This window comes from Haloarcula sp. Atlit-7R (genome assembly GCF_003666065.1).
Lineage (GTDB): Archaea > Halobacteriota > Halobacteria > Halobacteriales > Haloarculaceae > Haloarcula > Haloarcula taiwanensis.
The window spans coordinates 253,685-278,039 of sequence record NZ_QXIK01000004.1 but is presented as its reverse complement, the minus strand read 5'-3'; the positions used below and the strand labels follow the sequence as shown (position 1 = coordinate 278,039).

Genomic DNA, 24,355 nt, shown 5'->3' with positions numbered 1-24,355 from the left:
TTGCCCTTCTCAGAAGTAGTCGGCATCGAACTCCCGGCGGAGGATGTAGTGGTTTGCGTACCCGCGAATGTACTTCGCAAACAGCGAGAGATATCCCTCGTCGGCTTCTCTGCGGGCCGACGTAGCGACACAGGAGTCGGCATCGTAGACGATTCGGCCGTGGTCTTTCATCCGCAGGGAGAGTTCGGTGTCCTCCATGAACGGAATGTCTTCGTCGAAGCCGCCCGCGGCCTCGAAGGCGTCGGCCCGGAAGCTACAGTTGAAGCCCGGTTGCTGGACGAAGCCCAGCGGCCACGAGACCCGATACCAGTAGTCCGACAGCAGTTTGAACAGCACGCGGTGTTTGAGGCTGTCTTCGAGCGGGCGTGCGGGGCCGCCGACCCCCACCACATCGTCGTCGGTGTAGTGCCTGAGATGCAGGCGGACCCAGTCCTCGGGGACGACCGTATCGGCATCGGTAAACAGCAGTATCGGCGCTGTCGCGGCTTCTGCTCCGCGGTTCCTGGCGATTCCCGCTCCGCCCTCGTCGCACCGGACGACGGTGTCGACGAAGGGGGCGTCGCGGGCTACCTGTTCCGTCCCGTCGTCGCCGCCGACCACGACGACCAGTTCGACGGGCTGTGACTCGAAGGGAGCCAGACAGCGGGCCAGCGACTCCGCCTCGTTGTAGGCCGGGACGATAACTGCGGCGTCCATCTGAGCGGCAGGTAGATTGTACAGACAGAAATAGCAAGCGATGCGACGGCCTGCCTCTCACTCAGGGAGTCACGAACGACGAGCGAGGGTGGTTCCCGCGAGGACAGCGACGAGTGCGATTCCGGCGAGCGTCCCGAACAGCGCCGTCACGTTCGCGAAAGCCAGAATCGACCCCGCCAGCCCGCCACCGAGCGCGCCGACCCCGAACACACCCAGATACGTGTAGCCGTACGACAGTCCGCGCGTGCCAGTGGGCGTGTGCTCCGCGACGGCGGCCTGATACATCGGCTGGACGACGAACAGCGCGACGCCCAGAAGCGCACCGAGCACCGCCAGCGGCCCGAAGCCTATCGCCGACACCGGAACGAACAGCACTGCAAGGACGGCAAGCACGAGGAACGACCCGGCGATGCCGTACTCGACGGGAATCCGGTCGCTGAGTTTCCCCCCGGCGTACTGGCCGAGGACGCCGATGAGCAACAGGCCGGCGTAAAAATAGTCCTGTGGCTTGAAGGCCTGCCCCGTTCCGGTTTCGATGCCAAGCGCTGAGAGCACGGTGGGTGGCAGTAACGTCTCCACCGGGATTGGCTCGAAGCCCGGCAAGTCTCGCAGGAGTTCCGGGAGGAACGTGAGGACACCGCGGTAGTACAGCCCCGAGCACATGACGACGACGAACACGAAGAGGAAACTCCCGGCCAGCAAGTGCTTGCTCTCCGAGAGGAACTCTCCGAGGGAGTCGATGCCGCTGTTGGCCTTCGACCCGCCGTCAGTCGCCGTCGTCACCGCCGCCGTTTCGTCGAAACTCGCCTGCGAGGCGTAGACGGCGGCGAGCAGCGCCGGAACCCCGAGAACGAGTGCAACGGTCCGCCACTCGGCGACCAACAGGAGAATCGCGGCGACGAGCGGACCGAGACCGATACCGAGGTTGCCAGCGACGCCGTGATAGGCGAGTCCGGTCCCGCGCTGTTCGACACCTTTGCTGATAAGCGAGAGCCCCGCCGGATGGTACACGCTGGCAGAGATTCCCCAGAGGATGAGCGCGAGCGCGATAACGACCATACTCGGAGCCAGTCCCAGCAGGATGTACGACCCACCCATGCCGAGCAGACAGCCGGTGATGAGCCGGCGGGAACCGATTCGGTCGACGATGATGCCGCCCGGGAGCGCGCCGGCCCCGAACAGGCCATAGCCTACTGTTACGATGACGCCGACGGTCGCCGTTGTCACGTCGAACTGAGCGATACCGAGGTTAATGAGGTCGAACTCGGTGAGCCAGATGACGACGAATATCGGGACCGCCATCTCGTAGGTGTGGACCAGCCCGTGTGCGAGCATGACCAGTGCAGTGATCGCTCGGTCGTTCGCGTTCACACTGTGGTTCGTGTCGGCCGCCGGCAAGTGTGTGACGGTTTCGCGCATTCACGTGTGCGCCTTCTTGACCCCTCTCAAAAGCAGGGGTGGGTTTTTATGTCCGAACAGTATAGGCGGCAAGTGTGAGCAAGATCAAGGTGTCACTCCCGGACCAGGTGGACTCGGACATCCAGCGACTCGTCGAACAGGGCGAGTTCCTCAACCGCGACCAAGCAGTCGAAGATCTCCTGAAGCGGGGGATTTCGGCCTATAATACTACGACCGAAGAGACCGAAACGCTCGACCAAGAGATTTTCGACCAGACGGCCTCCGAACAGCAGGACCCCGCGATGCAGGACGACTTCCTCTAGTCGCGGTTCTGTGAGAGCCGGCCGTCGTCCTCAGCTGCCTGCTGTCTGGAGCCGTCGTTCTCCTGCCGACGTTGCTTCATCTTTGCGCCGGGTTTCGGACCGCTGTCGACCGACTCGTACGGGGTTTCTGCGATGCTCTCCGGGATGAGATACCACGCGAGAGCGCCACCGACAGCGGTGCCACCAACGAACACGCCAACGACAATCAGCAGCTCGGCACCGCCATACATCGTCACAAGCCCCATCGACCCGCCGATAAGGAGCGCAAACCCGACTTGCGTGTATCTGAGAAAGCGTTTCCGGTCGGCGTCCGTCATCGAAGGGCCGACCATCAGGAGCCCCCGTAACAGTCGGCGTCTGTCCGTTCGGCCATCAGTAAAAGCCCCGCTCTACGTCTTCCTCGATGACGTCTTCGAACTCTGCGTCGAGTAGTTCCTCCGCTTCCTCGAACGTCTCGGTGAGTTCGGTCATCTGGTCGGGCCGGTCGTGGTGGTCGAACTCCATCGGCCCGTAGGCCGGGGAGTCCATCGCGTCCATCATATCTTCCAGCAGCGCTTGCGGCGATGTGGGTGCGTCAGCGTGCGTTTCGAGCACCGTTTCGAGGTTCTTCGCCTTCTCCTTGGCGTCGTCCTCGTCTTCGGGCCCCTGCTGGACGCCGAAGATGCCCGAGCCATCGGTCGGGAACAGCGGGTCGATGTCGTCGTCGATTCGGCGGGCCACCTGCGACCCGACGCCCTGTACCTCGAAAGGGTTCTTCGCGTACGTCTTGAGCTGGTAGACGCCGGCATCGGGGTGTCCGAAGTAGATATCCTCGCCGATTCCGTTCGCGCGGTCGCCCCCGACGGCACGCCAGTCCCCCGGATTGGCATTGCTCTCCATCACGTCTTCGAGAATGTCCTGCCAGTCGCGAACGCGCATTGTCAGTTTCCTGTTTGAACTGGGTCAGAATGAACCCATCGGTCCTGAATGGCACAGTGACCGGTCGTCGCTGCGCGGGAGCGAAGCATCCGGGTGACAGCCAGCCTATCAGTGGCGTAGCCGAACGGCTTTACTCCCCGGAACAGCCAGACGTGGTATGGAAAGCGAACGCAACGTCCTCGGCGGGGAACTGGCCCCCTGCTCGATGGACCCGAAGACGGGCTTCATGCGCGACGGATACTGCTACCCGCTCCAGCGTGACCCCGGTCGGCACGAGATCTGTGCCGTGATGACCGCGGAGTTTCTAGAGTACAGCAAGGCGCAGGGCAACGACCTCGTGACGCCGCGGCCGGACCTGAACTTCCCGGGCCTCGACCCCGGCGACCACTGGTGTGTCTGTGTCCCGCGCTGGATAGAGGCTCACGAGGCCGGGCGTGCACCGCCGGTGAACCTCGACGCGACGAGCGAAGACGTACTCGAAGACGTATCGCTGGAGACGCTGCAGGAGTACGCCGCCGACACGGAGTCCGAAGCCGATGCGACCAGCGAATGACCCGCGGCGCGAACGACTTTTGAGGGTCCGCCCCCTCGCTTGGGCCGTGCAACAGGGGAGGGCCAGCCAGTGAGCGCGGATCGCGTTCGCGGCGTCGTCGTCGACATCGAGGAGCCGAAGACGGTGACCACCCAGTACGGGGAAAGCGACCTCTGTGAGGTGACCATCCGCCCTGAACGCGGAGCCGGCGAACCGACGACAGTGACACTCTGGGGGAAGTGGACTGAGAACGCCGCCGTCATCGAGACAGGCATGGAGATCGCCGTCTACAACCCCGACGAGCGGGAGTACCAGGGCGAGCAGCAGTACTCCGTCGGCGGCGACGCCACCCTCGTCGTCCAGCCGGATTTCCTCGTCGACGTGACCGACATCCGGGCGTGGGTGCAGTGCCCGCGGATGTACTACCTCCGGAAACTCGACGGCGCGGACCACGCCTATCCGCTGGTGAAGGGGACCGTCGTCCACGAGGTGTTCGGCGACCTGCTCCGTGGCCGGGACCTCGACACTGCTATCGAGGAGCAGGTGGACGCCGCCGGACTGGATATCGGATTGCTGGGCCGAGAGTCCGACGAGGTGGCCGGCGACGTGCGTGACCACGCCGCAGCTATTCAGGGCTGGCTCCAGCAGGGGACGCTAACTGAAACAGACCAGTGGCGCTCCGAGATGACGCTCATCTCCGAGCGGTTCGGCATGAAGGGGCGGGCCGATGCCGTCCGGCGCGGGATGCCCGTCGAACTCAAGACCGGCAAGAACACCAAGCGAGAGCCCCGATTCCAGGACAAGATTCAGGCGACCGCGTACGCGCTGATGCTCGGCGAGCGCACGGCCGGCGCGGACAGCGCCGTCGAGGCCGCGCCGGATACGGGCACGCTCCTGTACACCAAAAACGCCGCCGTGGACCGCGCCGAAGAAAGCGGCGACCTCTCACCGGCCAAGGAGTTCTCTATCGGGAGCGGGCTGCTGAACTACGTCGTCCGGACGCGCAATGCGATTGCGGCGATGGAGTACGACTGTAGCGTGCCGACCGGCTACGAGGCCAACGCGAAATGCGAGTACTGCTTCGAGCAGGACACCTGTATGGCCGTCTCCGGCCGCCTCGACCAGGAATCCAAGGCTGGACAGGTCGGCCGAGCGGTGCCCGACGAGGAACTGGACTACTTCGAGCAGTTCTACGCGGCAATCGAGGCCGAGCGCCGGTCCGTCCATCGGGAGTACGCGAAGCTCTGGGAACAGACGCCCGAGGAGCGCGCCGACAACGACCGCGCGCTCATCGACCTCGAACCGACCGGCCGCCGGGAACTCGACGGCGGCCGGTGGGAACTCCGCGCGACCGGGACCGGGGCCGTCTCGAAAATCCGCGAAGGAAATCTCGTGCTCGCCAGCGACGGCGACCCGGTGACCGGCAACGCTGAACTGGCCCGCGTAGAACGTCTCGGCGAAGAAATCGTCGTCACGGCTGACGAGCCACTGGACCTCCGGCGGCTGGACGTGTACCCCTCCGAGCTGACGACCGACCGGCTCCAGAACGCGCTCCACGACGCCGTGCTCCTCCAGTCGCCCGAGCAGAAGGACGTGCTGTTCGGGCGGCGCGAGCCGGACTTCAATACCGTCGAGGAGACGTTCATCGACAACAACGACGCCCAGAACGAGGCCGTCCAGTTAGCGGTCGGCGCGGAGGACTTCGCGCTCGTTCACGGCCCGCCCGGGACAGGCAAGACCTATACGCTAGCCCGAATGGTGCGGGCTCTGGTTGCTCGCGGCGACCGAGTGCTGCTCTCTGCCTTTACCAATCGCGCCGTGGACAATCTGCTGGAGGCGCTAGAAGACCAGGGGTACACCGATATCGTCCGCGTCGGCACGGAAAGCGGTGTCCGCGAGGACATGCAGAAGTACCGGCTGGAGACCAGCGGCGACCCCGGTGCGTGTGCGAGCCGGCTCCAGACCGCACAGGTCGTCGCGGCGACGACGGCCACCTGCGGCGGGAGCACGCTCCAGACCCAGGAGTTCGACGTGGCCGTCGTCGACGAAGCCGGCCAGCTGACCGAGCCGGGGACGCTCGCGGCGACGACGCTCGCCGGCCGGTTCGTGCTCGTCGGCGACCACCAGCAGCTCCCGCCCGTGGTCCAGTCGGAAGACGAGACGCTGTCGACCTCGCTGTTCGAGCGCCTGATGGAGGCCCGCCCCGAGGCCGGCATCATGCTGGACCGCCAGTACCGGATGGCCCAGCACATTCAGGCCTTCGCCTCACGAGAGTTCTACGACGGGCAGTTGCGGCCCGCGACCGGCGAGGTAGCGGCCCAGCGGCTCGATGACCTCGACGGCGTCTCGACCACGAGCCTGCCCGAGCGGCTCCGGGACCGCGTGGCGTTTGTCGACCCCGACGGCAGCCAAGTCGGCAACACCAACCCCGCCGAGGCCGACCGGATCGCCGACATCGTCGCGTCGTACCGGTCGGCTGGGGTAGCAGCCGACGATATCGGCGTCATCGCCCCGTACCGCGCGCAGGTCGCGGAGATATCGAAGCGTCTACCCGACGTGACCGTCGACACGGTCGACCGGTTCCAGGGGTCGAGCAAAGAAGTCATCATCATCTCGTTCGTCGCCACCGGAGCGCTCGACAGCCCCGTCTTCGAGGATTACCGGCGTATCAACGTCGCGCTCACGCGGGCAAAGAAGGCGCTCGTGCTCGTCGGCGACGGCGACGCGCTGGCGACCGACGAGGTGTACGGTCGGATGGTCGAATGGGCGCGGGGCTGACTACCCGTCCGTGTCGCCGGCCCTATCGCCCAGCCGCAGTCCCGCGAGGTGTGCGGTGAGGCGTTCTCGCAATGTCTCTCTGAGCGCTGTTGCAGTGTCCTCGTCGATATCGTACACGCGGGCGATGCCGCCGAGAAGGCTCGACGAACTCGCCGTGTCAGCCCCCACAGTCGCCAGGTCGCGACGACGCTGGAACGGCGACCGCGTGACGAACACCGTCTGGAGCCGGTAGTACGGGACGATACGCGTTGTGCGCCGCCAGAAGCCGCTTCGAGTCGCAAGCACGGACTCGCTCAGGTCGTACCCGCGGTGTCGCCAGCGAAGGTGGGCCGCCGGCACAACGGTGAGGAAAAGGAGGGCTGTGAGCCACCAGTAGCCCGTTTCAAGCACCAGCGCGTCCACGGCGTAGGCGACCGCGGTGAGCCCGGCTGCGGCCAGCGAGAAGCGCGCGAGATAGCGCCGTCGGGCGCGTTTGGGCGACCGCTCGAAGTCAAGGTCGCCGAACGGTTCGATGTCACGGGCCAGTTCGTACACCTCCTCGCGTGGTGCAAGCGGGACGGCGACACCCTGCGTCGACTGCTGGTTCCCGCCGCTGTAGCCGGCCGTCTCGACGGCAAGCGTCGCGTAGCCGAACCGCCGCATCAGGACGTTTTCGCGGATAGTTACCGTCTGCACCTTCTCCAGTGGGATGTTGCCGCTGTAGCGGCGCAGGAGTCCGCGCTCGTACCGGAGGTCGCCGTCAGCCTGCGTGAGCTGGAAGCCGTAGTATTCGATGACGGTTAGCGCCACGCTGACGACCAGTGCGAGCAGGAGGAACTGAGCGAGCGAAATCGCAGCGAAAATGCCAACTCGCGTTGTTTCTGGTGAGCCGGCTAGCCAGCGGACGACAGGCCCATTCAGCGACGCTCCAACGAGGGTCGCATTGAACCGCAGCACGGCCCAGACAATGTCCATCCCCAGCGGGAGCGACGCCAGCGTGAGGACCGGCGCGGCCGGTCGAACAGAGACGAGGGCGTACGTCAGGAGTTCGCGCTGGTCGAAGGCGAACAACAGCGACCCGTCCGGCTGGTCGCGGTCCTCCACCTCCGACGTCGAAACCGGGTCCCCGTGCTCATTCGCGGTCTGGGCGTCGCCCGCGCGTGCCGGAGTGGGGCCGGTCACGCCGGGGAGGTCCGCGTGAGCCGACCGGACAGCTGTCGCAGTCTTAGACACCGCATCGGAGGTGGCCGCCGCAGTTTCGTCGTCCCGGTCGTGGGTCCGCACGTAGTTCCGCAGGCGTCTGACTTCGGCCTCGTCGACTGCATCGAGGGTGGCCTCCGTCGCGCTGCCACCGGCTGTCTCGAAGCGGACGATAGCGAGGCCGAGCAGGCGATTGAGGATGTTCTGCTCGACATCGAGGTTCTGGACGCGGCCGAGCGGAATCTGCCGGGACTGTCTGGCGAAGACACCGGATTCGACGGTGAGCGTGTCCCCGTCAAGTTCGTAGCGAAAGCGGAGGTAGCGCGCCAGTGCGTAGCCGCTGAATGCCAGCGCGCCGAACAGGCCAAGCAGCGGAACCGCAAACGCCGGCAGTCCGAGCATCCCGGTCCCAAGTGACCCACCGAAAAAGCCGAAGAAGCCGCCCTGCAGCGCCGCTCGGGCGACGCGCAGGACCGCACTTCGCGGGTGGAGCCGGTTCATACCGCGTCCGTCGCCTCGCTCTCGTTCGCGAGGTCACGGAGCTGTTCACGGAGTTCGGTCGCCCGTTCCGGCCGCAGCCCGGGAATAGTGATGTCCGCGCCGCGGGTCCCGGCGGTGTAGACGACGACACTCGCTAGCCCGATAGCGCGTTCGACCGGACCGCGCGTGGTATCGACGTGCTGAACACGGACGTACGGGACTGACGTGTCGGTCCGGGTGACGACACCGCGAAGGAGAAACAGTGCGTCGTCTTGCAGGTCAAATCGCCAGATTCGGTGGGCAGCGACGGCGTGGACGACACCCAGAACCACGAGCACGACCCAGCCGCCGACGATGACCGTCTGTGGCAGTGGGACAGCAAACCGGTCGACGAGATATGCGATGACGCCGAGCACCGACGCCTGAATAACCGTCGATAGAATCCACAGCAGTCTCACCCGCGGATGAATCGACTCCATGTCTCATCCGAGGGCCCGGCCGCGGATTAACGGTTTGGCTCCGGGGCGGAGGTGGCGGCCGCACAGTCACTCGGCGACGACGCCGGTCGGCTACACGCGCTCGTTGACCTGCTCCGCGACCCGCTCGCCGGGCCGCCGGAGGTGCCCGCTCTCGACCTCGTAGACGTACCCGGTCACGCTCACGTCGTCGGGAATCAAGTCGTGGTTTTCGAGGTATTCGACCTGTGCCGCACACGCCGCGTCGATGTCGTCGGTCATCCGGACCCACTCCGCGAGTGACGCGTCGCCGATATTCAACTCCGGCAGCGCCGGGTCGAGGTCGCCGTCGACCGCGGCCTCGAACCCTTCGATCACGTCCTCGTCGGACGCGCTCATCATCCCACAGTCGGTGTGGTTGACGACGATGATTTCGGTCGTATCGAAGTACTGTGTCGTCAGCGCGGCCGAGCGGATCACGTCGTCTGTGACCTTGCCGCCGGCGTTGCGGTAAATCTGTGCGTCGCCCAGCGAGAGGCCGAGCGCGTCCTCGACGGGGATGCGCTCGTCCATGCAGGCGACGACGAGCAACTGCTTGTCTGTCGGAATCCCCTTCCGACGCCGCCGCGCCCAGTCGTCCCGTGCGTCGACACCCTCGTCGACCGATTCGTGGACGTGGCCGGCTTCCGGCTCGTCGTGCTCGTGTGCGCCGTCGCTCCCGTGTGTGTGGTGTGGCATTGCAGAACACGCCTTTGTGCCCCGTGGACTTTACTGCTTGCTCGACAACAGGCCAGCGGACAGAAAGCACACAGTCGAACGGTGCCAGCCGTTCAGTCATCAGTGGCGACCGCGCTGTCGTCGGCATCCCCGTTCTCGATTTCGTTCAGGACTCGCTGGTGGAACTCCTGGAGGACGGCCGACTCGTCCTCCGCGAGGACCACGTCGCTTGCCATCAGCGTCGCCAGGCCGAAGGCACGCGGCGACGGCGAGTCGACGCGGGTCCGGACCACGTCCACGTCGCCGGCCCGTATCGCACGGAGGACGGACTCGATGCCGTCGATGTTCAGTTTGTCCTCCAGAATCTCGCGGTAGGTCTCCTCGACGACGGCGAACTCGCCCAGGTCCTCGGCGAACCCAAGCAGCATCTCCGAGGAGACCTGCTGTTCGCTTGCGGACTTCTCGTAGCCCTTGTAGCGTTTGAGTATCATCAGCGACCGCGTGGCGTTGATGCGGAAGTACCGCTGGAGGAGGTCGGTCCCGTCGAGGCTGGCCCGCAGGTCCTCCCGTGCCGTCTCCGGGTCCAGGTCCCGGACGATGCGCGAGATGTCGACCTTGCGGTTCAGCGGCATCGAGAGCGTGAAGCCGTTGTCGGCGACGGCGACCTGCACGTTCGCGCTTGCTTCCCGGGCGATGTGATACGCCAGCAGCCGCGAGAAACCGTCGTTGAACCGACGACCGTAGTTCGAGTGGACGTGGTAGTGTCGTTCGTACTCGTCGTGGTCCAGCGTCTCCTCGACTACCAGCCGGTCCGACGTGGCGACGCTCTCTGGACCGGCGTAGGCGACCTGCTCGCGGAACATCCGCGAGATAGCCCGCACGCTATTCTCGTCGATAGGGAATTCCCGGAGCCAGTTACGGACTTCCGACATGCCGCCGTCTGCCAGCCGGTCCAGCAGTTGGCCCTGGAAGTCGAGTATCTCGCGGCCGAGGTCATACGAGAGGGGGAGCCGCTCGGAGAACCACGACGGGACCGTCGGCCGCGCAGCGGTCCGGTCGACGTACACCTTCGACCCGCGGCGATACCGGTACTCGAAGTTGTCCCCGCCCAGCACGAACACGTCGCCTTTCTCTAAGGTATCCAAGTACGACTCGTCGAGTTGGCCGACCCAGCTGTCGTCGCTCCGGGTGACCACGTCACAGGTAAAGGAGTCCGGAATCGTCCCGATGTTGGTCATGTAGATGACCCGCGCGAGCCGGCCGCGCTTGCCGATGAGGTGCTCGCCCACGTTGTAGTCCTCGTAGTGGTGTTCCCCGTCGGGCGGGTCGTTCGTGTCCCGCCAGATTTTGGCGTAGACGTTCTTGTCCTCCATCCCGGGATAGTCGGCGGTCATGTACCGCATCAACTGCTCCCAGTCACCGTCACCGTAGTTCCGGTAGGGGTAGGCCCGCCGGAGGACGCTCTTGAACGTCGCCTCGGGGCGAACGTCGTTGATTGCCATGCCGTAGACGTGCTGTGTCGCCACGTCCTGTGCGTTCTCGGGGATGAACACCCGGTCGACGAAGCCCCGCTCGGCCTTTTCAAGCATCACCGCACACTCTACGAGTTCGTCGCGGTCCAAGGCGATGACCCGTCCCTCGACGGTCTCGCCGAGTTGGTGACCGGCGCGGCCGATGCGCTGGAGGAGCGCGGCGACAGATTTGGGGGAGCCGACCTGCACGACGAGGTCGATGTGGGGCATGTCGATGCCCAGTTCCAGGCTGGTCGAGGTCGTCACCACGTCCAGCGTCCCGGCTTTCAGCGACTCCTCGATGTCGCGTCGCTTCTCCTTCGAGAGCGAGCCGTGGTGACACCCGGAGTTCGATTCGTCGTAGTCGTCGAACTTCTCGCGGAGGTTGTGCAGGACGCGCTCGGCCCCCGACCGGGTGTTCGTGAACACGAGCGTGTTGGTATGGGACTGGACGTGCTCGTGCAGTTGCGTGTAGAACCGCTCGGTGACGATGTCCCGCGGTGTGTTGATGAGGTCGTCGGCCGGACAGGACAGCTCCATGTCGAAATCGCGGGAAAAGCGTGTGTCGACGATTTCGTAGTCGCGGGGGTCGCCGCCGGGCTCCTCGCGGCCGACCAGAAACTCCGCGACGGTGTCCAGTGGCTCGACGGTGGCCGAACAGCCGATTCGGGTCGGCGGTTCCTCGACCATTTCCTCTAATCGTTCCAGCGAGACGGAGAGGTGGGTCCCGCGCTTGTTCTCCGCGAGGCTGTGAATCTCGTCGACGATGACGTACTCGATAGTCTCCAGTTTCTGTTTGAACTTCGGGGAGTTCAGCAGAATGGCCAGCGTCTCCGGCGTCGTGTTGAGGATATGGGGCGTCGTTTCGAGCATCGCCTGCCGTTCACTATCGCTAGTGTCACCGTGGCGGATGGCGTGGCGGATTTCGACGTCCTCGCCGCGGTCGTCGAGCTTGGCCGTGATGCCGTCGAGGGGCTGTTCGAGGTTCCGGTGGATGTCGTTGGCCAGCGACTTCAGCGGGGAGACATAGAGGCAGTAGACGGAGTTCGCAAGCTCGTTTTCACGGGCCTTCCCGAACAGTTCGTTGATGATGCCGGTAAACGACGCGAGGGTCTTCCCGCTCCCCGTCGGGGCGCAGATGAGGGCGTTCTCGCCCTCGTGGATGAGCGGGATGGCCTCCTTCTGTGGCGGCGTGAAGAAGCCGCCGTTGCCGGGGACGAACTCGCCGAACTGCTCGACCCACCACTCCTGGACGACGGGCGCGAGGCGGTCGAGTACCGCCGCGTCGTCGATGTCGACCGCGTCCGGATCGAAGTCCGGGTCCGTCGCTGCGAGACGCTCGCGTCCTCCCATTGTCGGCTCTTACCGGTCAGTAGGACTGCCACGTCAAGTCGGTTCCGCCATATCGGCGGGGAAAACGCCTAAGCGACCACCGTGTCTGACCAAGGGCATGGCTGAATCCTTCGACGTACTGACGCCGCTGGTGACACCATTCGACGCCGACGGTGACCTCGATATCGCGGGCCTGGAGTCGCTGGTCCGGCACGTCTCAGCGGCCGGCGTCGACGGTATCGTCCCCTGCGGGACGACCGGCGAGTTCGAGACGCTCTCGCCCGGCGAGTACCGGACCGTCGTCAGAACCGCGGCTGACACAGCGCCCGACGACTGCCACGTCATGGTCGGGACGGCGGCGACGGACGTTGCGACCGTCGACGAGCGGATGGCGTTCGCAGCCGAGCAGGGCGCGGACAGCACGCTGGTCGTGCCGTCGTACTACGGCGGCCAGGCCAGCGCAGCGGGCAACGAGGCCTTTTTCGACGCGGTGCTTGCCGACGCTCCCCTGCCGGTCTACCTCTACAACATCCCCGGGGCCGTCGGGCAGAAACTGTCCGTCGAGACAGTCGCCGCGCTCACCGAGTCGGACGCCGTCGCCGGACTCAAAGACTCCTCGGGTGACCTTTCCTACGTCACCGCAGTCATGAATCAGACGCCCGACGAGTTCACCGTCTACCAGGGCCACGACGGTCTGTTCGTCCCGTCGCTCGTGGTGGGCGGGGACGGCGGCGTCAGCGCGCTCTCGCACCTGCTGTTCGACGATCTGGAGCGGGCGGGCACTGCCGTCGCTAGCGGTGTATCGAACGGGCCAGAGCGGTCCAGCGGGATGTCCTCTCACCGCTTTCGGAGGCGTGTGCCGAGTTCGGCTTCGCGCCCACGGTGAAAGCCCTGCTCGCCGACCGCGGCGTCATCGACCACGCGACGGTGCGACCGCCCCGGGACTCACTGTCGCCGGAGGCGGTCGCGCCGGTGACCGAGCGGCTGGAGTGACCCCAGACTCAAACAAGTCTGTGAGGTTCCACGAGATTCATTACGCTGGGCGGCAGTGAACGGAATATATGTCGTTGCTGCCCTCCCGCGGTCCCGACACGAGCACCTCACAGGGCGGGGAGCTTCAGGTCGTCGGGGTCGACGAAGACGTTTCGGCGGTCCTCGACGCCCTTTCTTCGGAAACGGCCAGAGAGATACTCAACACGGTCTACGAGGAGCCGGGCACGCCCTCCGAACTGGCAGACCGGCTCGATATGTCGATACAGAAGGTCTCCTATCATCTGGAGAAACTGGAAGACGAGGAACTCATCGCCGTCGCTGGGGTCCAGTACTCAGAGAAGGGCCAGGAGATGAAGGTGTACGAGCCGCCGGAGGACCCGCTGGTGTTGTTCGTCGGCACGCAGGAGCGCAAGCAGTCCCTCCGGTCGCTCGTCCGCCGCGTCCTCCCTGTTATCGGTATCCTCACCGCGGCCAGCGTCATGCTGCAACTCCTGCTCGGACAGTTCCCGATTCAGTTCGGGAGTGCAGGGGCTGGCGGCGGGGACGCGGGAGCCGGCGGTGACGGTGCCCAAGGTAGCGGGGACGCTGAGAGTCTCGAAGCGGCGAACCGGACAGCCGCGTCGGCCGAATCTACGCCGACCCCGACAGCGTCGGACGACGGTGGGTTCCAGATAGCCGAAGCGACGGAGACACCAGAAGCCACGCCGGCCCCCGAGGGCACTCCGGCCCCGGAAGCCGATACCCCGGTCCAAGCGATGACCGAGGAGGCGCGACAACTGACGACCGAGGCCGCGAGCGGTAGCGGCGGCTTCCACATCGAGCCCGGCGTGGCCTTCTTCCTCGGCGGGCTGCTGGTCCTGACGCTGTACGTCTCGTTCTGGGCGTACAGAAACTACCGCTGAGCCGGTTTGGCGGTCCAGTCGCTTCAGTCAGAATCGAGTCGGTCGGCGACCAGCACGCCAGCCTGCTCGGTGACCATCTCGACGGCCGTCAGCGCGTAGCCAGCATCGGTGAAGGCGTCGGCGAGGACGCCGACCGTCGCCGGGTCGTCAACCTCGGGGCTGTAGAACGGGGCGTCGGGGTCGTCGTCGCCGAACAGCATCACGTCCCCGAGGACGATTCGCCGTGGCCCCAAATCGGCGATGGTGTCGATAGCCTCGCGTTTTTCGTCGTCGCCTAGGTGGTGCATCGCGAAGTTCGACGTAACGACGTCCACTGAACGGTCGACGTTCGGCGCGCGGAAGCGACCGTCATCGAAGGAAACGTTCCCGACGCCGCGCTCCTCAGCTTTCTCCCGCGCTTTGTCCAGCATCCCGTCGCTGATATCGCGGCCGATAACCTCCCGTGCGTCGGGCGCGAGCGCGAACGCGATGGCTCCGGTGCCAGTGCCGAGGTCGAGCACCACGTCGTCAGTTTCGGGGGCTGCGTGCTCGACAACGAAGTCGACACAGGCGCGATACGCCGCTGAATCCTGGTTCTCGTCGTAGGCGTCGGCGTGTTCGGAGAACCGTTCGGCGTGTTCGTCGAGTGATTTCTTCATACTCGCGTCTCGGCGTACTCGCACAAGTGTCTCCCGCTCCGTTTCGTGGGTTTGCCGCAAGCGCGGTTCGGTTAAAATGGTTTTTGAGCCACGGGTGAACTTTTGCTATCCCCGTCCGAAGCATGAACTGCGCCGTCGACGGGTGACCTTCCCACACGGCCGCCCTGACCCCGTCCCCGCCGACGGCCACCGCCCTCACTCCGCTGACGCTCCCTGGTGGTTCCCCTGCCGACGTGTGCCCCCAGACACCAACCCTTTGTCTGTTCGCTCGCTGTCGTCCGGTATGCGTCTCACGTTTCTCGGCACCGGAAGCGCCATGCCAACTGGCTCTCGAATGCAGTCCGGCTATCTACTGGAACGCGGCGGACACCGGCTGCTCGTCGACTGTGGTAGCGGCGTGTTGCACTCACTGGCCCGAACAGATGCGGGGTACGAAGGCGTCGACACCGTCTTGCTGACACATCACCATCTGGACCACGTTTCCGACCTCGACGTGCTGATGAAGGCCCGCTGGCTGGCCGGTGAGACGGACCTCACTATCGCAGGGCCGCCGGGGACAAGCGACCTAGTTCGTGACCTCCTCGACACACACGACTACATGCAGGACCGGCTGGACCTGACGCTCAGGGACCTCGACGGCGGACCTTTCGAACTGGCGGGGTTCAGCGGCGACACCTGCGAGACGCGCCACTCGATGCAGTGTTTCGCCTACCGGCTCTCTGTCGATGACGGACCGGCAATAACGCTCGGCGCTGACTCCGAGGCGTTCACGGACCTCATCAAGTTCGCCGATGGCTCGGCCGTGCTCGTCCACGACTGCTCGTTCCCGGACGACGTGGACGTATCGAACCACCCGACGCCGACGACGCTCGGAGCGACGCTCCGCGATGCCGACGCCGAGGTCGGGCGTGTGTACCTCACCCACCTGTATCCACACACGGAGGGACGACACGAGGAGATGCTGGAGTCGATAGCGGACAGCTACGACGGCGACGTGCAGTTCGCCGAGGACGGTCTGACGATAACAGTCAGCTAGACGCGTTCGAGCGTGACGCGGAACTCGGCCCCGCCCGCGTCGCTTTCGGCCACGCTGACCCTGCCACCGTAGGACTCGGTCAGCGCCCGAACGAACCCGAGGCCGAAGCCGGTCCCCGAACTCTCTTGCCCCTTCACACCCATTTCGAAAATATTCTCGCGCAGGTCCGGCGAGATACCGTTCCCGTCGTCCTCGAAACAGACGGTAATCTCGTCGGAGCTGGTTTCCACCGGGGCCACTCGCATGTGTACCTCGCCCTCGTTGTGGACCGCCGCGTTGGACATGATGTTCGTGAACACCGAGTCGAGCAAATCGCCGCCGTACACCTGATACTCGAACGCTGACGGCTCGAAATCGATAGTCAGTGATCCGTAGTTGGCTCTGACATCCCGGACTGTGTCCCCGAGGACCGTCGCGAGGTCCTGTGGCTCCGGGTTGTCCTGTGCTTCGAGCGTCGAAACGAGATCGCCGACGCGGTGGATGAGGTCGGCGGCGCTCTCGGCCGCGCGCTGTATCTTGCCGGCGTACTCCTCGGTCTGGCCGTCGACCTGTCCCGCGACGACATCGGCGAACCCGGCGATGACCTGAAGGTCGTTGCCCAGGTCGTGGCGGAGAAGCCGGTCGTACATCTCGATCATCTCTTTTCGCCGCTCTAAATCACGGTGTGCCCGTTCTAACCGTTCGCGGGAGCGGATGTTGGAGATGGCCGTCGCGGCGTGGGTCGCGAGAATCTCCATCGGTCTGACGTACTCGTCCCCGAACTCCTCGACGGTTTGTGACCGTGTGACCAACACCGCTGTCACCTCGTCACCCATCCGGGCCGGGACAGCCAGCGCACCCGTCACGTCCGAGTCGGCCGTGACAGCGGCGTCAGCGCCCTGTTCGACGAGCGTCTCGCCGGCCTCCTGCGCCCGTCGAGCCAGGTCACTGGGTGGCTCGCCCTGAACGAGATTCGGGTTCGTGCTGTGGACGACCCGGAGGTCGTCGTCACGAACCTCGACGAACGTAGAGTAGGAGAACTCGAACAGCAGCGACATCGCTTCGAGCGTGAGGGAAACGACCTCGTCGACGGACTCACACCGATTGAGCGCCTGCCCGTACTTGTTCAGGTCGGCGACCTGTCTGGCAAAGTCCTGTTGTTCTTCGAACGACATATCACCCACTCCTCGCAGACATTGGAACTACGTAGCAATAGTGAGCGGGGCAAAAAACGGTTTCGGGGGCTCTGTTGAAACCCTCAGCAGTTGATAGTTTTGCGTGCTCAATCGCTCAGTACAGAGCTAACATTAATCGATCACTCTGAATGGTCAAGATTGGTTGAGTAGTTACCAGCCAATAGAACGACTGTTGGAGCCGACCAGCGGCATCAGTCGCGCTGGGATAAGATGTTGTGGAGTTGCCAGAGTGAGGACACCTCGTATGTCGGTGCAACGTCAATCCCACTCTCAGTCGGACGTTCACGTCGTAGCAGTACAGAGTCGATGCCGGCGTTATCAGCCGCCTTGACATCGATCTGCTGATCACCGACGTACAAAGCGCTCTCAGCACCCAACGTTTCCAGCGCAGCCTGGACGTTATGCGGGTTGGGCTTCTGACGTTCCAGCCCCGACGGCGTGAACCGACAGCCTCTCACCGTCTCGAAGTAGCTGGTCAGGTCAAACCGCCCCAGGAGGAACGAGAGTACGTGCGGGTGGTTGTCGCTAACTACACCCATCGGGTAGTTCAACTTCTTAACGGCGGCGACGTCATCATATACTGAGCGGAGCCCCGACCGGATCTCGGTTAGTTGCGCCCGAACTCCTTCGCGGGCGGCCTCGGCGCAGAAGGTATCGCGCTCGATTCCAGCCGACCGGCAGCGCTCGGTGATAGACGAAAGATTGCCCCGGAAGAAGTCGGCGACCATCTGTTCGGGCGGGTCGGACAGTTCAAACCGCCGCTGAACACGGCGCATCGCCTCCGTCATAACCGTCCTGTCGGGCATCTCTACGATGACACCATCACAGTCGAACAGTACCGCGTCGTAGCTCATCTTAAATAGTATATGATACATCAAATGTATAACGCTATCTGGTGGGATACGTTCAGAGGGTGAGTACTGCTCATGGGGTGAACACGACGTACCGAAACGCAGAAGTGTCATACCGGTAGTGATAGACTATGAATCGTTCTGGCGAGACCGCGCTGGAACGACTTGAATTCTTGATCGCGTCTCCGAATCGGTACCGACTACTGCGGTCGCTTTCGGAGGGTGCGGCGTCGTCTGACACACTCGGAGAGGAACTTGACCTCCCACGGTCAACGCTTCGGCGGAATCTTACTGCCCTTGAGAACCAGGGGTACATCTCCCAAGTCGTTACGGAGAATCGATACGAGGTCACCGTAGCGGGAGAGATCGCGTGCAAAGCGGTCAGAAACGCGCTTTCGACGGTCGAACTTGGAGCCTCGGTCGGCCCCTTCTTCGAGCGGTTCCCGGCCGAACTCCCAATCGGTCCGGACACGCTCATGTCATGCGACATTACAATATCGACGACCGATACTCCGTTCGAGCCGCTCTACCACGTCCGCCGGAACGTGATGGGTGCGGCCTGCGTCAAGGGATTCGTGCCGACCATCAATCCGCTCTACATCGACACACTCCAGGAGTGTATCGACGAGGATCTGACACTTGAGGTCGTCGCACCTCCATCAGGGTACGAATCTGCGAGCCCTGACTACGACGAGACGCTCGACGCAATTGGGGCGTCTGAAAACATCACACTCTACGAGTCGGGTTCGGTCCCGGAGTACGCACTTGGGATTATCGACGAGACGGTGCTACTCGGAGCGTTCGACGAACGAATGCGAACCCACTCGGTAATAGCAGCACCGTCGCAATCGGAGCTCCGACGGTGGGCAGCGGAGAGGTACGACGAAATCAAGGCGACCGCCACGCCGCGCTAAGGAAACTCCCCGACAAGGTCTCGCCCCGAAGAACTTCATGATCGTGTACCAGACGCTCACACGCCCAACTGACGGCGTGAGGAACGATTCTTTGTGTCGGGCACTGACTCCTCTCGTGATAACCAAAATATCTCACACACTTTGCTGGTCTTGTTTAAATAGTCACCAGATGAGAAATTCTGATCCCGTTCCGGTCAATACACACCCACCTATCGATTGTTTCGGTAGCGATAATGTCGAATCATTAGGATTTCAATAGAGCTGTTTCGGGGGAACCACCGGCGAGATGAAAAATAACATACAGGTATCGTGGGTACGCGGTCTCAATCGAGTCGGTACCGAAGTAGCGCGGCGATGCCACCGAGGTTCGAGAGCTGCTGGCCGGGCGCGAACTCCGCGGAGAAGACGGTCACGTCGCCGCCTTTCTGCTCTGTCGTCTCGATGATCTGGTCGACGTCGATGTCCCAGTCGCCCTCGCCGGCCCGCTCCAGTCGGAGCCGCTCGTCGAGCACGAGCAGCGTCTCGATAGCGCCGTAGTCGGCCGCCTTGGCGACTTCCTCCGGGCCGTAGGCCACCTCCGAACCCGACCCGATGCGCTCCATCAGTTCGTCGATGTAGTCCGCCTCCTCGGCGATGCGGGTCTGCTGTTGGACATCCTCAACGGCACCGCGTTTGAGCACCTCGTGGACACCACGGTCGCCGACGGCCGACGTGTCTACGACGGTAATCTGTTCGGCGATATCGGGAATCTCGTCCTGAAAGTGGTCCAGGGCGTCCTGTTTGGTGAAGCCGGGACCCGCAAGGATGTAGGCGTCCACGTCCTGCCGTTTGAGGACTGACGCCAGCTCGTCGAACAGTTCCTTCCGTGGACGGGCGTACTCCCCCTTTCCGGTCGTCGAGGTGATGGTCGCCCGCTCCTCGGTGCCGTACTGGGCGACGGTGTGGACGTGTGCTTCGCCCTCCTCTACAGTTGCAATCGCAACGTCAGGATTCTCCGTCGCTTCGACGGCCTCCTCCAGTCGGTCGGCCTGGTCGGGCTTGAGGTGTTTCTCGACGGTGAGTTCGGTGTGTTCCTCGACGTTGAGCGTGTGGTGGAAACCGAGCTGGTCCTCGCGGGAGCAGTCGACGATTTCGCCGCCCACGCGGAGCCGGTTGGCAAACTTCGCGAACTCCACGTCGGTGACCTCGATCTGAATCCACATCGGTTCGCGCTCGCCGCCCTTGTCCCGGAGGTTGTCGTCGTTGCGCTGAATGCGCCGCGTCGTGTCGCCGGATACGAGATCCCCGGGCTCGATGACATACGAGAGATGCCAGAGATCATCCAGCGTCTCTGGGACCACCTCGATGCGTTCTGCCCCTTCCGCGGTGGTCTCCTGGCTCGGTATTTGCATACTGAAGCGTCCGCTTCAGGGACACAAGTGTTCTGCCATTCGATGCGCCGACGGTCCGGGTCAGGCCGCAGGCTGTGCGTCAGGCGTCTCATCGCCAGCGTCGACGGCGGGCATGTCTCGCACGGCGGTCCCGACTGCGTAGGTCCCCGCCACGTTCGCGTAGAACGTCACGAAGGGAGCCAGCACTGCGCCGATGACGACGGCGTTCAGCGCGCCGATGATGACACCGGCGAGCAGGCTGATACCGAACGCGACCAGCCAGCCGGTAGCGTAGGTCCGACTGAACGCGAGCCGGCGGATTTCATCCGGTGCGAACGCCGCCGCAATGGCGTCCGTCCGGACGTACGCAACGATTGCGGCCGGGAGTACGTACGCGATAACGAGCGATAGCACAGTCATCGCGAGCGTTGCGACGAGGACGATGATGGCGACGGCCAGTCCGCTTCCGGTCCCGTTGCCGCCCAGCCCCAGCGTCGCGCCGCTTGTGAACACCGCCACGAGAGCGATGGCCGCCGGGATGAGTGAGTAGGCGAATCCGATGACGAACACCTTCAGGCCGTCCATGCCGAGGTCGCCCCAGTCGTCGAACACCGGTGGCTCGGTTTCGCCGTTCAACACCGCCCGGAGCGTCCGGGTGATGTAGCCGAGAACGAAGAACACCGGTACGACGAGGAAACTCAGGAGCAGCAGCACGCCCCCGATGGCGATGGTTTTCACTGCGCTGTCACTGTCTCGTGGATACGAGAGTGCTTCTTGGAACATGATGGTACTCCGTGACATCAGCCTGGCCGGCGTGGCCGGTGCCACGTCAGTCGCGACGAGGTGTCACATCAAATTATAATACAACTTACAACTATATATACCAGTACGTGTGCAGTGCTAACACTCGTAAACGCGGCGGTAGAGTCAGCGGCTGTTGGGGTCCCCGTCCGCGGCCGCCTGCAGCCGCGCGAACGCCTCCCACGAGGGGTCGGCTCCGGGATGGGACCGCTGGGTACCGTCGACGTACAGCCCCGTCCCCTCGCTCACCTCGCCGACGACGGCGGCCGGTGTCCCCCGGTCCCGGAGCGCGCTGACAACGTTGTCGGCGTCCGCAGGGTCGACGGCGGCCAGCAGCGTCCCGCAACTGCTGACGTGCCAGGGGTCGATGTCGAGGGCGTCACAGAGGGCATCGACGCCGTCGGCGACCGGCATCGCGTCGCTGTCCACGTCAAAGCGGACGCCCGCACCGTCGGCCATCTCGATGAACGCACCGACGATGCCGCCCTCAGTGGCGTCGTGCATCGCCGTCACATTGCCGGCGCTGGCCGCGGCCATCGCGTCCTCAACGAGTGCGGTGTCAGCCAGACGTTCCTGTGCGGTGGCGATTCGGTCGGGCGACAGTCCGATCTGCGCCGGGAAGAGGCGGGCGAACAGGCCCGTGACCTCCGCGGCGGGGCCGGTGCCGACGACCAGTTTGTCGCCCGGTCGCGCGCCGTCGGGCCGGACGACGTCGTCGTGGGACCCCACCCCGAGTACCGTCGCGCCGCCGACCCAGGAGTAGTCGACGCCCGAATACCGGGCGGTGTGGCCGGCGACGACGCTTACGCCGACTTCCTCGGCCCGGCCGGCGAAGCCGTGCCACATCGCCGCCAGTTCGTCATCGGTCATCTCGGGCGGGAGCGTGAACGTCACGGAGAGGTGTGACGGCGGGACGCCCGAGACGGCCACGTCGGCCAGCACCACGTCGAGTGCGAACCGACCGGCCCGCTCGAACCCCAAGCCGGGGAGGACAGAGAGCGGGTCGGTAGCTGTGACCAGCGCCTTCCCGTCAACGTCGATGACGCCGAAGTCAATGCCGTGAGTCGGCCCCAGCGTCACATCCTCTCGGTCCGCGCCCAGTTCCGGGTAGATGACGGTATCGAACAGTTCGCGGTCGATTTTCCCGAGGTCACTCATGCAGGTAGTCACCTCCGACGCGGTGTACTCTCTGCTCCGACATCGTCAGTCCTCAGTCATTCGGCTGCCCCCGGGCGGCAGGAACTCCTGTATCTGGTCCGGGCTGGCCACCTTCCGGACGAACGTCTCATCGGCGAAGCGGTCCTTGAACTCCCGATAGAGTCGCTTGGCGATGTCGTTCTGGGCGTACTGACCCGGCTCGACGGTGATACTCGTTGCAGCCTGTCCCTCGATGGCCGCCGGTGGGCCGCCGATGACCCGCGTCTCGTCGTCGCAGGTGATGCCGACAGCGATGCCGGCCGGCGTGGACTCGAAGTACGTCCGGTCGCCGCGGACGGCGAAGCCGCCCTTCTCCAGGTACTCGCCGCTCTCGGGCGTCTTCGAAACCTGGTCAGGGTCGACCATGTACACGTCGCCGGCGAACTTCCCGTCTTTCCAGACCGAAGAATAAGAGACGGCGAACTGCGCGGCCTGGTCCAGCGACGACTGCGGGAAATCCACCTCCTTGGACGGCTCGCTGGGGCCGGTGGCCTTGAGAACCGTGACCGGGCCGCCATGAGCCTGCGCGTGGAAGAACTTGTCACCGCCCTCCAGATACTTCTGGACGAGTTCCTCGTTGTCGTCCGCGTCGCGGCCGCCGATGACGAGGAAGCCGTCCGAGGTATGGAACCAGCGGAACTGCTCGTACCAGCGCTCGGTCGACCGAGTGGGGATGGACTGCATCGAGAGCCAGTCAGTCGATTCGTCCTCACTATCGTCTTCCTCGGCCTCGTCCTCGCCGTCGTCGGCCTCCCACTCGTCGCGGCGCTTCTTGACCGCTTCGAGGTCTTCGCGCGTGTTCTCGATGGCGGTGAGCGCACCCTCCTTTTTCTCCTCGATGCGTTTTGCCTCCTTGTACAGTTCGTCGGCGTTCTTCTCGACGCCAGTGAACGCGTCGACCGTGACCCGCGTCCCGTCGATGTCGAGCGTCACCGTCCCCTCGCTGCCGTCCAGCGAGACGACCGCCTCCGCGGCCGCGATGCCGCGGTCGGCCCCTTCGTCGAACTTCGCTTCGATGTCGTCCCAGGCCACGTCGTCCTCGCGGGCGGCCCGGACCGTCGAGAGCACGTCGTCGACGAGGTCGTAGTTGGCGTACAGCAGTTCGGCCTTCTCCCGTTCGGCCTCGGCGTCGGCCTCGAAGTCCTCGATGGCCTGTTCCTGCTGCTGGATGATGCGCTTCTGTTTCTCGATTTCGGCCTCGAAGTCCGGACGCTGTGTCTCGCCGCCCTCGACTTCCTCCTCCCGCTGGAAATTGAAGAAGTAGTCGTCCAGCGCGGGATTGAACTCCGTGAAGGATTCGCTGTACAGTTCCTCGTACTCCGACAGCGGAATCGGGGTCACGTCGACGCGCCTGCGGTCCAGGTCATCGCCGGACCCTCCGTTGTCTGCACCGTCGTCGAGCGTCTCGTAGTACACCCGCGGGTCGACGTTGCCCTCGCGCAGGCGCGTCCCCATCTCGTCGACGAGTTCGTACAGCCGCTGGAAGTCGGACTCGGTGAGTTCGTCAACGGCGACGTTGTAGTCGATGCCGGCGCGGGTACACAGCTCCTCACCGTAGAGGCCGCCGAAGTTCAGTTGCGTCGCCAGCGTCCGGACGAGGTCGGCGTCGGATTCCGTGATACGGGCGACGAAGCCGTCGTAATCGACGGTCATCGGATTGAATCGCGCCGACGGGAACTCGTAGGGCGTCCCCGGCGCGACGGTTCGGGACTTGAGCCGCACCGTCTCCAGACAGTCGATGACCTCGCCGTGTTCGTCCAGCACGGCGACGTTCCCGTCGCCGAACAGTTCTGCAACGATGGTCGTCGACGCGTCCTCTCGGTCGAACTCCAGTTCGATGATGCGGTCGAACTCGAACTGCTCGACGCGGACGAGGTCGGCCCCCGAAAGCCGGTTCCGAAGCATCATGGCGAAGTCCGGTGGCCGACCCGGCGCGTCGGGGACGTGGCTCTGGTCGGCAACGTGAGCGCGCTTGACGTCACCGACCTCGATGAGGAACTCGACGCGCCCGCGGTCGAAGTCCCGGAGCTTCAGTCTGACGAGGTCGTCCTCGGGGTAGAGGTACGCCTTGTCGAGCTTCGCGCCCTCGTAGCCGGCGAGTTCACCCTCCAGGGCGGCGAGGTCGACGCTCGTCAGTTCCCGCTTGTGGTCCATGTCGG

21 protein-coding genes and 1 pseudogene are annotated in these 24,355 nt (G+C 64.5%); 7 read left to right on the top strand and 15 right to left on the bottom strand.

All coding sequences use genetic code 11. The annotated features are described in order from the left end of the window. Positions 1-9: 9 nt before the first annotated feature. Positions 10-696: a glycosyltransferase gene (locus D3D01_RS11435; protein ID WP_121512274.1), complete on the bottom strand. Its 687-nt coding sequence runs from the start codon at positions 694-696 to the stop codon at positions 10-12. A gap of 69 nt (positions 697-765) precedes the next feature. Next, the gene (locus tag D3D01_RS11430; protein ID WP_101350109.1) at positions 766-2,115 is read right to left on the bottom strand and encodes an MFS transporter; all 1,350 of its coding nucleotides are present in this window, start codon (positions 2,113-2,115) and stop codon (positions 766-768) included. 74 nt (positions 2,116-2,189) lie between these two features. On the opposite strand from D3D01_RS11430, the gene D3D01_RS11425 reads away from it, so the two are divergent. Then, positions 2,190-2,417 carry a ribbon-helix-helix domain-containing protein gene (locus tag D3D01_RS11425; protein WP_121512273.1) on the top strand — a complete coding sequence of 76 codons (228 nt, stop codon included), beginning with the start codon at positions 2,190-2,192 and terminating at the stop codon, positions 2,415-2,417. On the opposite strand, the gene D3D01_RS11420 is transcribed toward D3D01_RS11425, so the two are convergent. Together D3D01_RS11420 and D3D01_RS11415 are read right to left on the bottom strand one after the other, a co-directional pair. Continuing rightward, positions 2,414-2,749: a hypothetical protein gene (locus D3D01_RS11420; protein WP_101350110.1), complete on the bottom strand. Its 336-nt coding sequence runs from the start codon at positions 2,747-2,749 to the stop codon at positions 2,414-2,416. The two genes, D3D01_RS11425 and D3D01_RS11420, sit on opposite strands and share 4 nt — an antisense overlap. A 40-nt stretch (positions 2,750-2,789) precedes the next feature. Then, positions 2,790-3,335: a hypothetical protein gene (locus tag D3D01_RS11415; RefSeq protein WP_101350111.1), complete on the bottom strand. Its 546-nt coding sequence runs from the start codon at positions 3,333-3,335 to the stop codon at positions 2,790-2,792. 157 nt (positions 3,336-3,492) lie between these two features. Between D3D01_RS11415 and D3D01_RS11410 the strand changes: the two genes are divergently transcribed. Continuing rightward, positions 3,493-3,888: a DUF2237 family protein gene (locus D3D01_RS11410; protein ID WP_101350112.1), complete on the top strand. Its 396-nt coding sequence runs from the start codon at positions 3,493-3,495 to the stop codon at positions 3,886-3,888. A gap of 69 nt (positions 3,889-3,957) precedes the next feature. After that, complete coding sequence (locus tag D3D01_RS11405) at positions 3,958-6,645, top strand: AAA domain-containing protein (protein WP_121512320.1); 2,688 nt, start codon at positions 3,958-3,960, stop codon at positions 6,643-6,645. Here D3D01_RS11405 and D3D01_RS11400 read toward each other — a convergent pair whose 3' ends face one another. The 4 genes from D3D01_RS11400 to D3D01_RS11385 form a co-directional block, all read right to left on the bottom strand. Continuing rightward, on the bottom strand, positions 6,646-8,325 hold the full coding sequence (locus D3D01_RS11400) for a PH domain-containing protein (RefSeq protein ID WP_121512272.1): 1,680 nt from the start codon (positions 8,323-8,325) through the stop codon (positions 6,646-6,648). Further along, a complete protein-coding gene (locus D3D01_RS11395; protein ID WP_101350114.1) occupies positions 8,322-8,783 on the bottom strand; it encodes a PH domain-containing protein in 462 nt (153 codons plus the stop codon). The genes D3D01_RS11400 and D3D01_RS11395 overlap by 4 nt, the downstream gene beginning before the upstream one ends. A 90-nt stretch (positions 8,784-8,873) precedes the next feature. Beyond that, the gene (locus D3D01_RS11390) at positions 8,874-9,497 is read right to left on the bottom strand and encodes a carbonic anhydrase (RefSeq protein WP_121512271.1); all 624 of its coding nucleotides are present in this window, start codon (positions 9,495-9,497) and stop codon (positions 8,874-8,876) included. 92 nt (positions 9,498-9,589) lie between these two features. Beyond that, on the bottom strand, positions 9,590-12,340 hold the full coding sequence (locus tag D3D01_RS11385; protein ID WP_121512270.1) for an ATP-dependent helicase: 2,751 nt from the start codon (positions 12,338-12,340) through the stop codon (positions 9,590-9,592). A 97-nt stretch (positions 12,341-12,437) separates the two neighbouring features. On the opposite strand from D3D01_RS11385, the pseudogene D3D01_RS11380 reads away from it, so the two are divergent. Further along, positions 12,438-13,312 (top strand): annotated as a pseudogene (locus D3D01_RS11380) (dihydrodipicolinate synthase family protein). 68 nt (positions 13,313-13,380) lie between these two features. Beyond that, a complete protein-coding gene (locus tag D3D01_RS11375; RefSeq protein ID WP_121512269.1) occupies positions 13,381-14,214 on the top strand; it encodes a winged helix-turn-helix domain-containing protein in 834 nt (277 codons plus the stop codon). Positions 14,215-14,237: 23 nt separating this feature from the next. Here D3D01_RS11375 and D3D01_RS11370 read toward each other — a convergent pair whose 3' ends face one another. Next, positions 14,238-14,852, bottom strand: a complete 615-nt coding sequence (locus tag D3D01_RS11370; RefSeq protein WP_121512268.1) for a class I SAM-dependent methyltransferase — start codon at positions 14,850-14,852, stop codon at positions 14,238-14,240. Between the two features lie 283 nt (positions 14,853-15,135). Between D3D01_RS11370 and D3D01_RS11365 the strand changes: the two genes are divergently transcribed. Beyond that, entirely contained in the window at positions 15,136-15,888 is a 753-nt protein-coding gene (locus D3D01_RS11365) for an MBL fold metallo-hydrolase (protein ID WP_121512267.1), read from the top strand. Here the strand turns inward: D3D01_RS11365 and D3D01_RS11360 are convergent. Together D3D01_RS11360 and D3D01_RS11355 are read right to left on the bottom strand one after the other, a co-directional pair. After that, positions 15,885-17,042 carry an ATP-binding protein gene (locus D3D01_RS11360; RefSeq protein ID WP_121512319.1) on the bottom strand — a complete coding sequence of 386 codons (1,158 nt, stop codon included), beginning with the start codon at positions 17,040-17,042 and terminating at the stop codon, positions 15,885-15,887. The genes D3D01_RS11365 and D3D01_RS11360 overlap by 4 nt on opposite strands. Before the next feature lie 212 nt (positions 17,043-17,254). Beyond that, positions 17,255-17,917: an HAD family hydrolase gene (locus D3D01_RS11355; protein ID WP_014040419.1), complete on the bottom strand. Its 663-nt coding sequence runs from the start codon at positions 17,915-17,917 to the stop codon at positions 17,255-17,257. Positions 17,918-18,045: 128 nt separating this feature from the next. Between D3D01_RS11355 and D3D01_RS11350 the strand changes: the two genes are divergently transcribed. Further along, positions 18,046-18,828, top strand: coding sequence for a winged helix-turn-helix domain-containing protein (locus D3D01_RS11350; RefSeq protein ID WP_121512266.1), 783 nt, complete (start codon positions 18,046-18,048; stop codon positions 18,826-18,828). Between the two features lie 323 nt (positions 18,829-19,151). On the opposite strand, the gene D3D01_RS11345 is transcribed toward D3D01_RS11350, so the two are convergent. The 4 genes from D3D01_RS11345 to rqcH form a co-directional block, all read right to left on the bottom strand. Beyond that, the gene (locus D3D01_RS11345) at positions 19,152-20,219 is read right to left on the bottom strand and encodes an mRNA surveillance protein pelota (protein ID WP_121512265.1); all 1,068 of its coding nucleotides are present in this window, start codon (positions 20,217-20,219) and stop codon (positions 19,152-19,154) included. Between the two features lie 60 nt (positions 20,220-20,279). Continuing rightward, positions 20,280-20,981, bottom strand: a complete 702-nt coding sequence (locus D3D01_RS11340) for a DUF4013 domain-containing protein (RefSeq protein ID WP_121512318.1) — start codon at positions 20,979-20,981, stop codon at positions 20,280-20,282. Between the two features lie 144 nt (positions 20,982-21,125). Then, a complete protein-coding gene (locus D3D01_RS11335) occupies positions 21,126-22,157 on the bottom strand; it encodes an AIR synthase family protein (RefSeq protein ID WP_121512264.1) in 1,032 nt (343 codons plus the stop codon). A 45-nt stretch (positions 22,158-22,202) separates the two neighbouring features. After that, positions 22,203-24,350 (bottom strand): ribosome rescue protein RqcH, encoded by a 2,148-nt coding sequence (gene rqcH / locus D3D01_RS11330; RefSeq protein ID WP_121512263.1) that lies wholly within the window; start codon positions 24,348-24,350, stop codon positions 22,203-22,205. Between the last annotated feature and the right edge of the window lie 5 nt (positions 24,351-24,355).

What these genes read in the sequence shown, in the direction of transcription:
- D3D01_RS11350 (WP_121512266.1), top strand. Translation starts at nt 18,046, where the DNA reads ATGAATCGTTCTGGCGAGACCGCGCTGGAACGACTTGAATTCTTGATC.
- D3D01_RS11370 (WP_121512268.1), bottom strand. Translation starts at nt 14,852, where the DNA reads ATGAAGAAATCACTCGACGAACACGCCGAACGGTTCTCCGAACACGCC.
- D3D01_RS11365 (WP_121512267.1), top strand. Translation starts at nt 15,136, where the DNA reads ATGCGTCTCACGTTTCTCGGCACCGGAAGCGCCATGCCAACTGGCTCT.
- D3D01_RS11430 (WP_101350109.1), bottom strand. Translation starts at nt 2,115, where the DNA reads ATGCGCGAAACCGTCACACACTTGCCGGCGGCCGACACGAACCACAGT.
- D3D01_RS11420 (WP_101350110.1), bottom strand. Translation starts at nt 2,749, where the DNA reads ATGGTCGGCCCTTCGATGACGGACGCCGACCGGAAACGCTTTCTCAGA.
- D3D01_RS11415 (WP_101350111.1), bottom strand. Translation starts at nt 3,335, where the DNA reads ATGCGCGTTCGCGACTGGCAGGACATTCTCGAAGACGTGATGGAGAGC.
- D3D01_RS11355 (WP_014040419.1), bottom strand. Translation starts at nt 17,917, where the DNA reads ATGAGCTACGACGCGGTACTGTTCGACTGTGATGGTGTCATCGTAGAG.
- rqcH (WP_121512263.1), bottom strand. Translation starts at nt 24,350, where the DNA reads ATGGACCACAAGCGGGAACTGACGAGCGTCGACCTCGCCGCCCTGGAG.
- D3D01_RS11335 (WP_121512264.1), bottom strand. Translation starts at nt 22,157, where the DNA reads ATGAGTGACCTCGGGAAAATCGACCGCGAACTGTTCGATACCGTCATC.
- D3D01_RS11375 (WP_121512269.1), top strand. Translation starts at nt 13,381, where the DNA reads ATGTCGTTGCTGCCCTCCCGCGGTCCCGACACGAGCACCTCACAGGGC.
- D3D01_RS11390 (WP_121512271.1), bottom strand. Translation starts at nt 9,497, where the DNA reads ATGCCACACCACACACACGGGAGCGACGGCGCACACGAGCACGACGAG.
- D3D01_RS11400 (WP_121512272.1), bottom strand. Translation starts at nt 8,325, where the DNA reads ATGAACCGGCTCCACCCGCGAAGTGCGGTCCTGCGCGTCGCCCGAGCG.
- D3D01_RS11385 (WP_121512270.1), bottom strand. Translation starts at nt 12,340, where the DNA reads ATGGGAGGACGCGAGCGTCTCGCAGCGACGGACCCGGACTTCGATCCG.
- D3D01_RS11435 (WP_121512274.1), bottom strand. Translation starts at nt 696, where the DNA reads ATGGACGCCGCAGTTATCGTCCCGGCCTACAACGAGGCGGAGTCGCTG.
- D3D01_RS11345 (WP_121512265.1), bottom strand. Translation starts at nt 20,219, where the DNA reads ATGCAAATACCGAGCCAGGAGACCACCGCGGAAGGGGCAGAACGCATC.
- D3D01_RS11395 (WP_101350114.1), bottom strand. Translation starts at nt 8,783, where the DNA reads ATGGAGTCGATTCATCCGCGGGTGAGACTGCTGTGGATTCTATCGACG.
- D3D01_RS11340 (WP_121512318.1), bottom strand. Translation starts at nt 20,981, where the DNA reads ATGTTCCAAGAAGCACTCTCGTATCCACGAGACAGTGACAGCGCAGTG.
- D3D01_RS11410 (WP_101350112.1), top strand. Translation starts at nt 3,493, where the DNA reads ATGGAAAGCGAACGCAACGTCCTCGGCGGGGAACTGGCCCCCTGCTCG.
- D3D01_RS11360 (WP_121512319.1), bottom strand. Translation starts at nt 17,042, where the DNA reads ATGTCGTTCGAAGAACAACAGGACTTTGCCAGACAGGTCGCCGACCTG.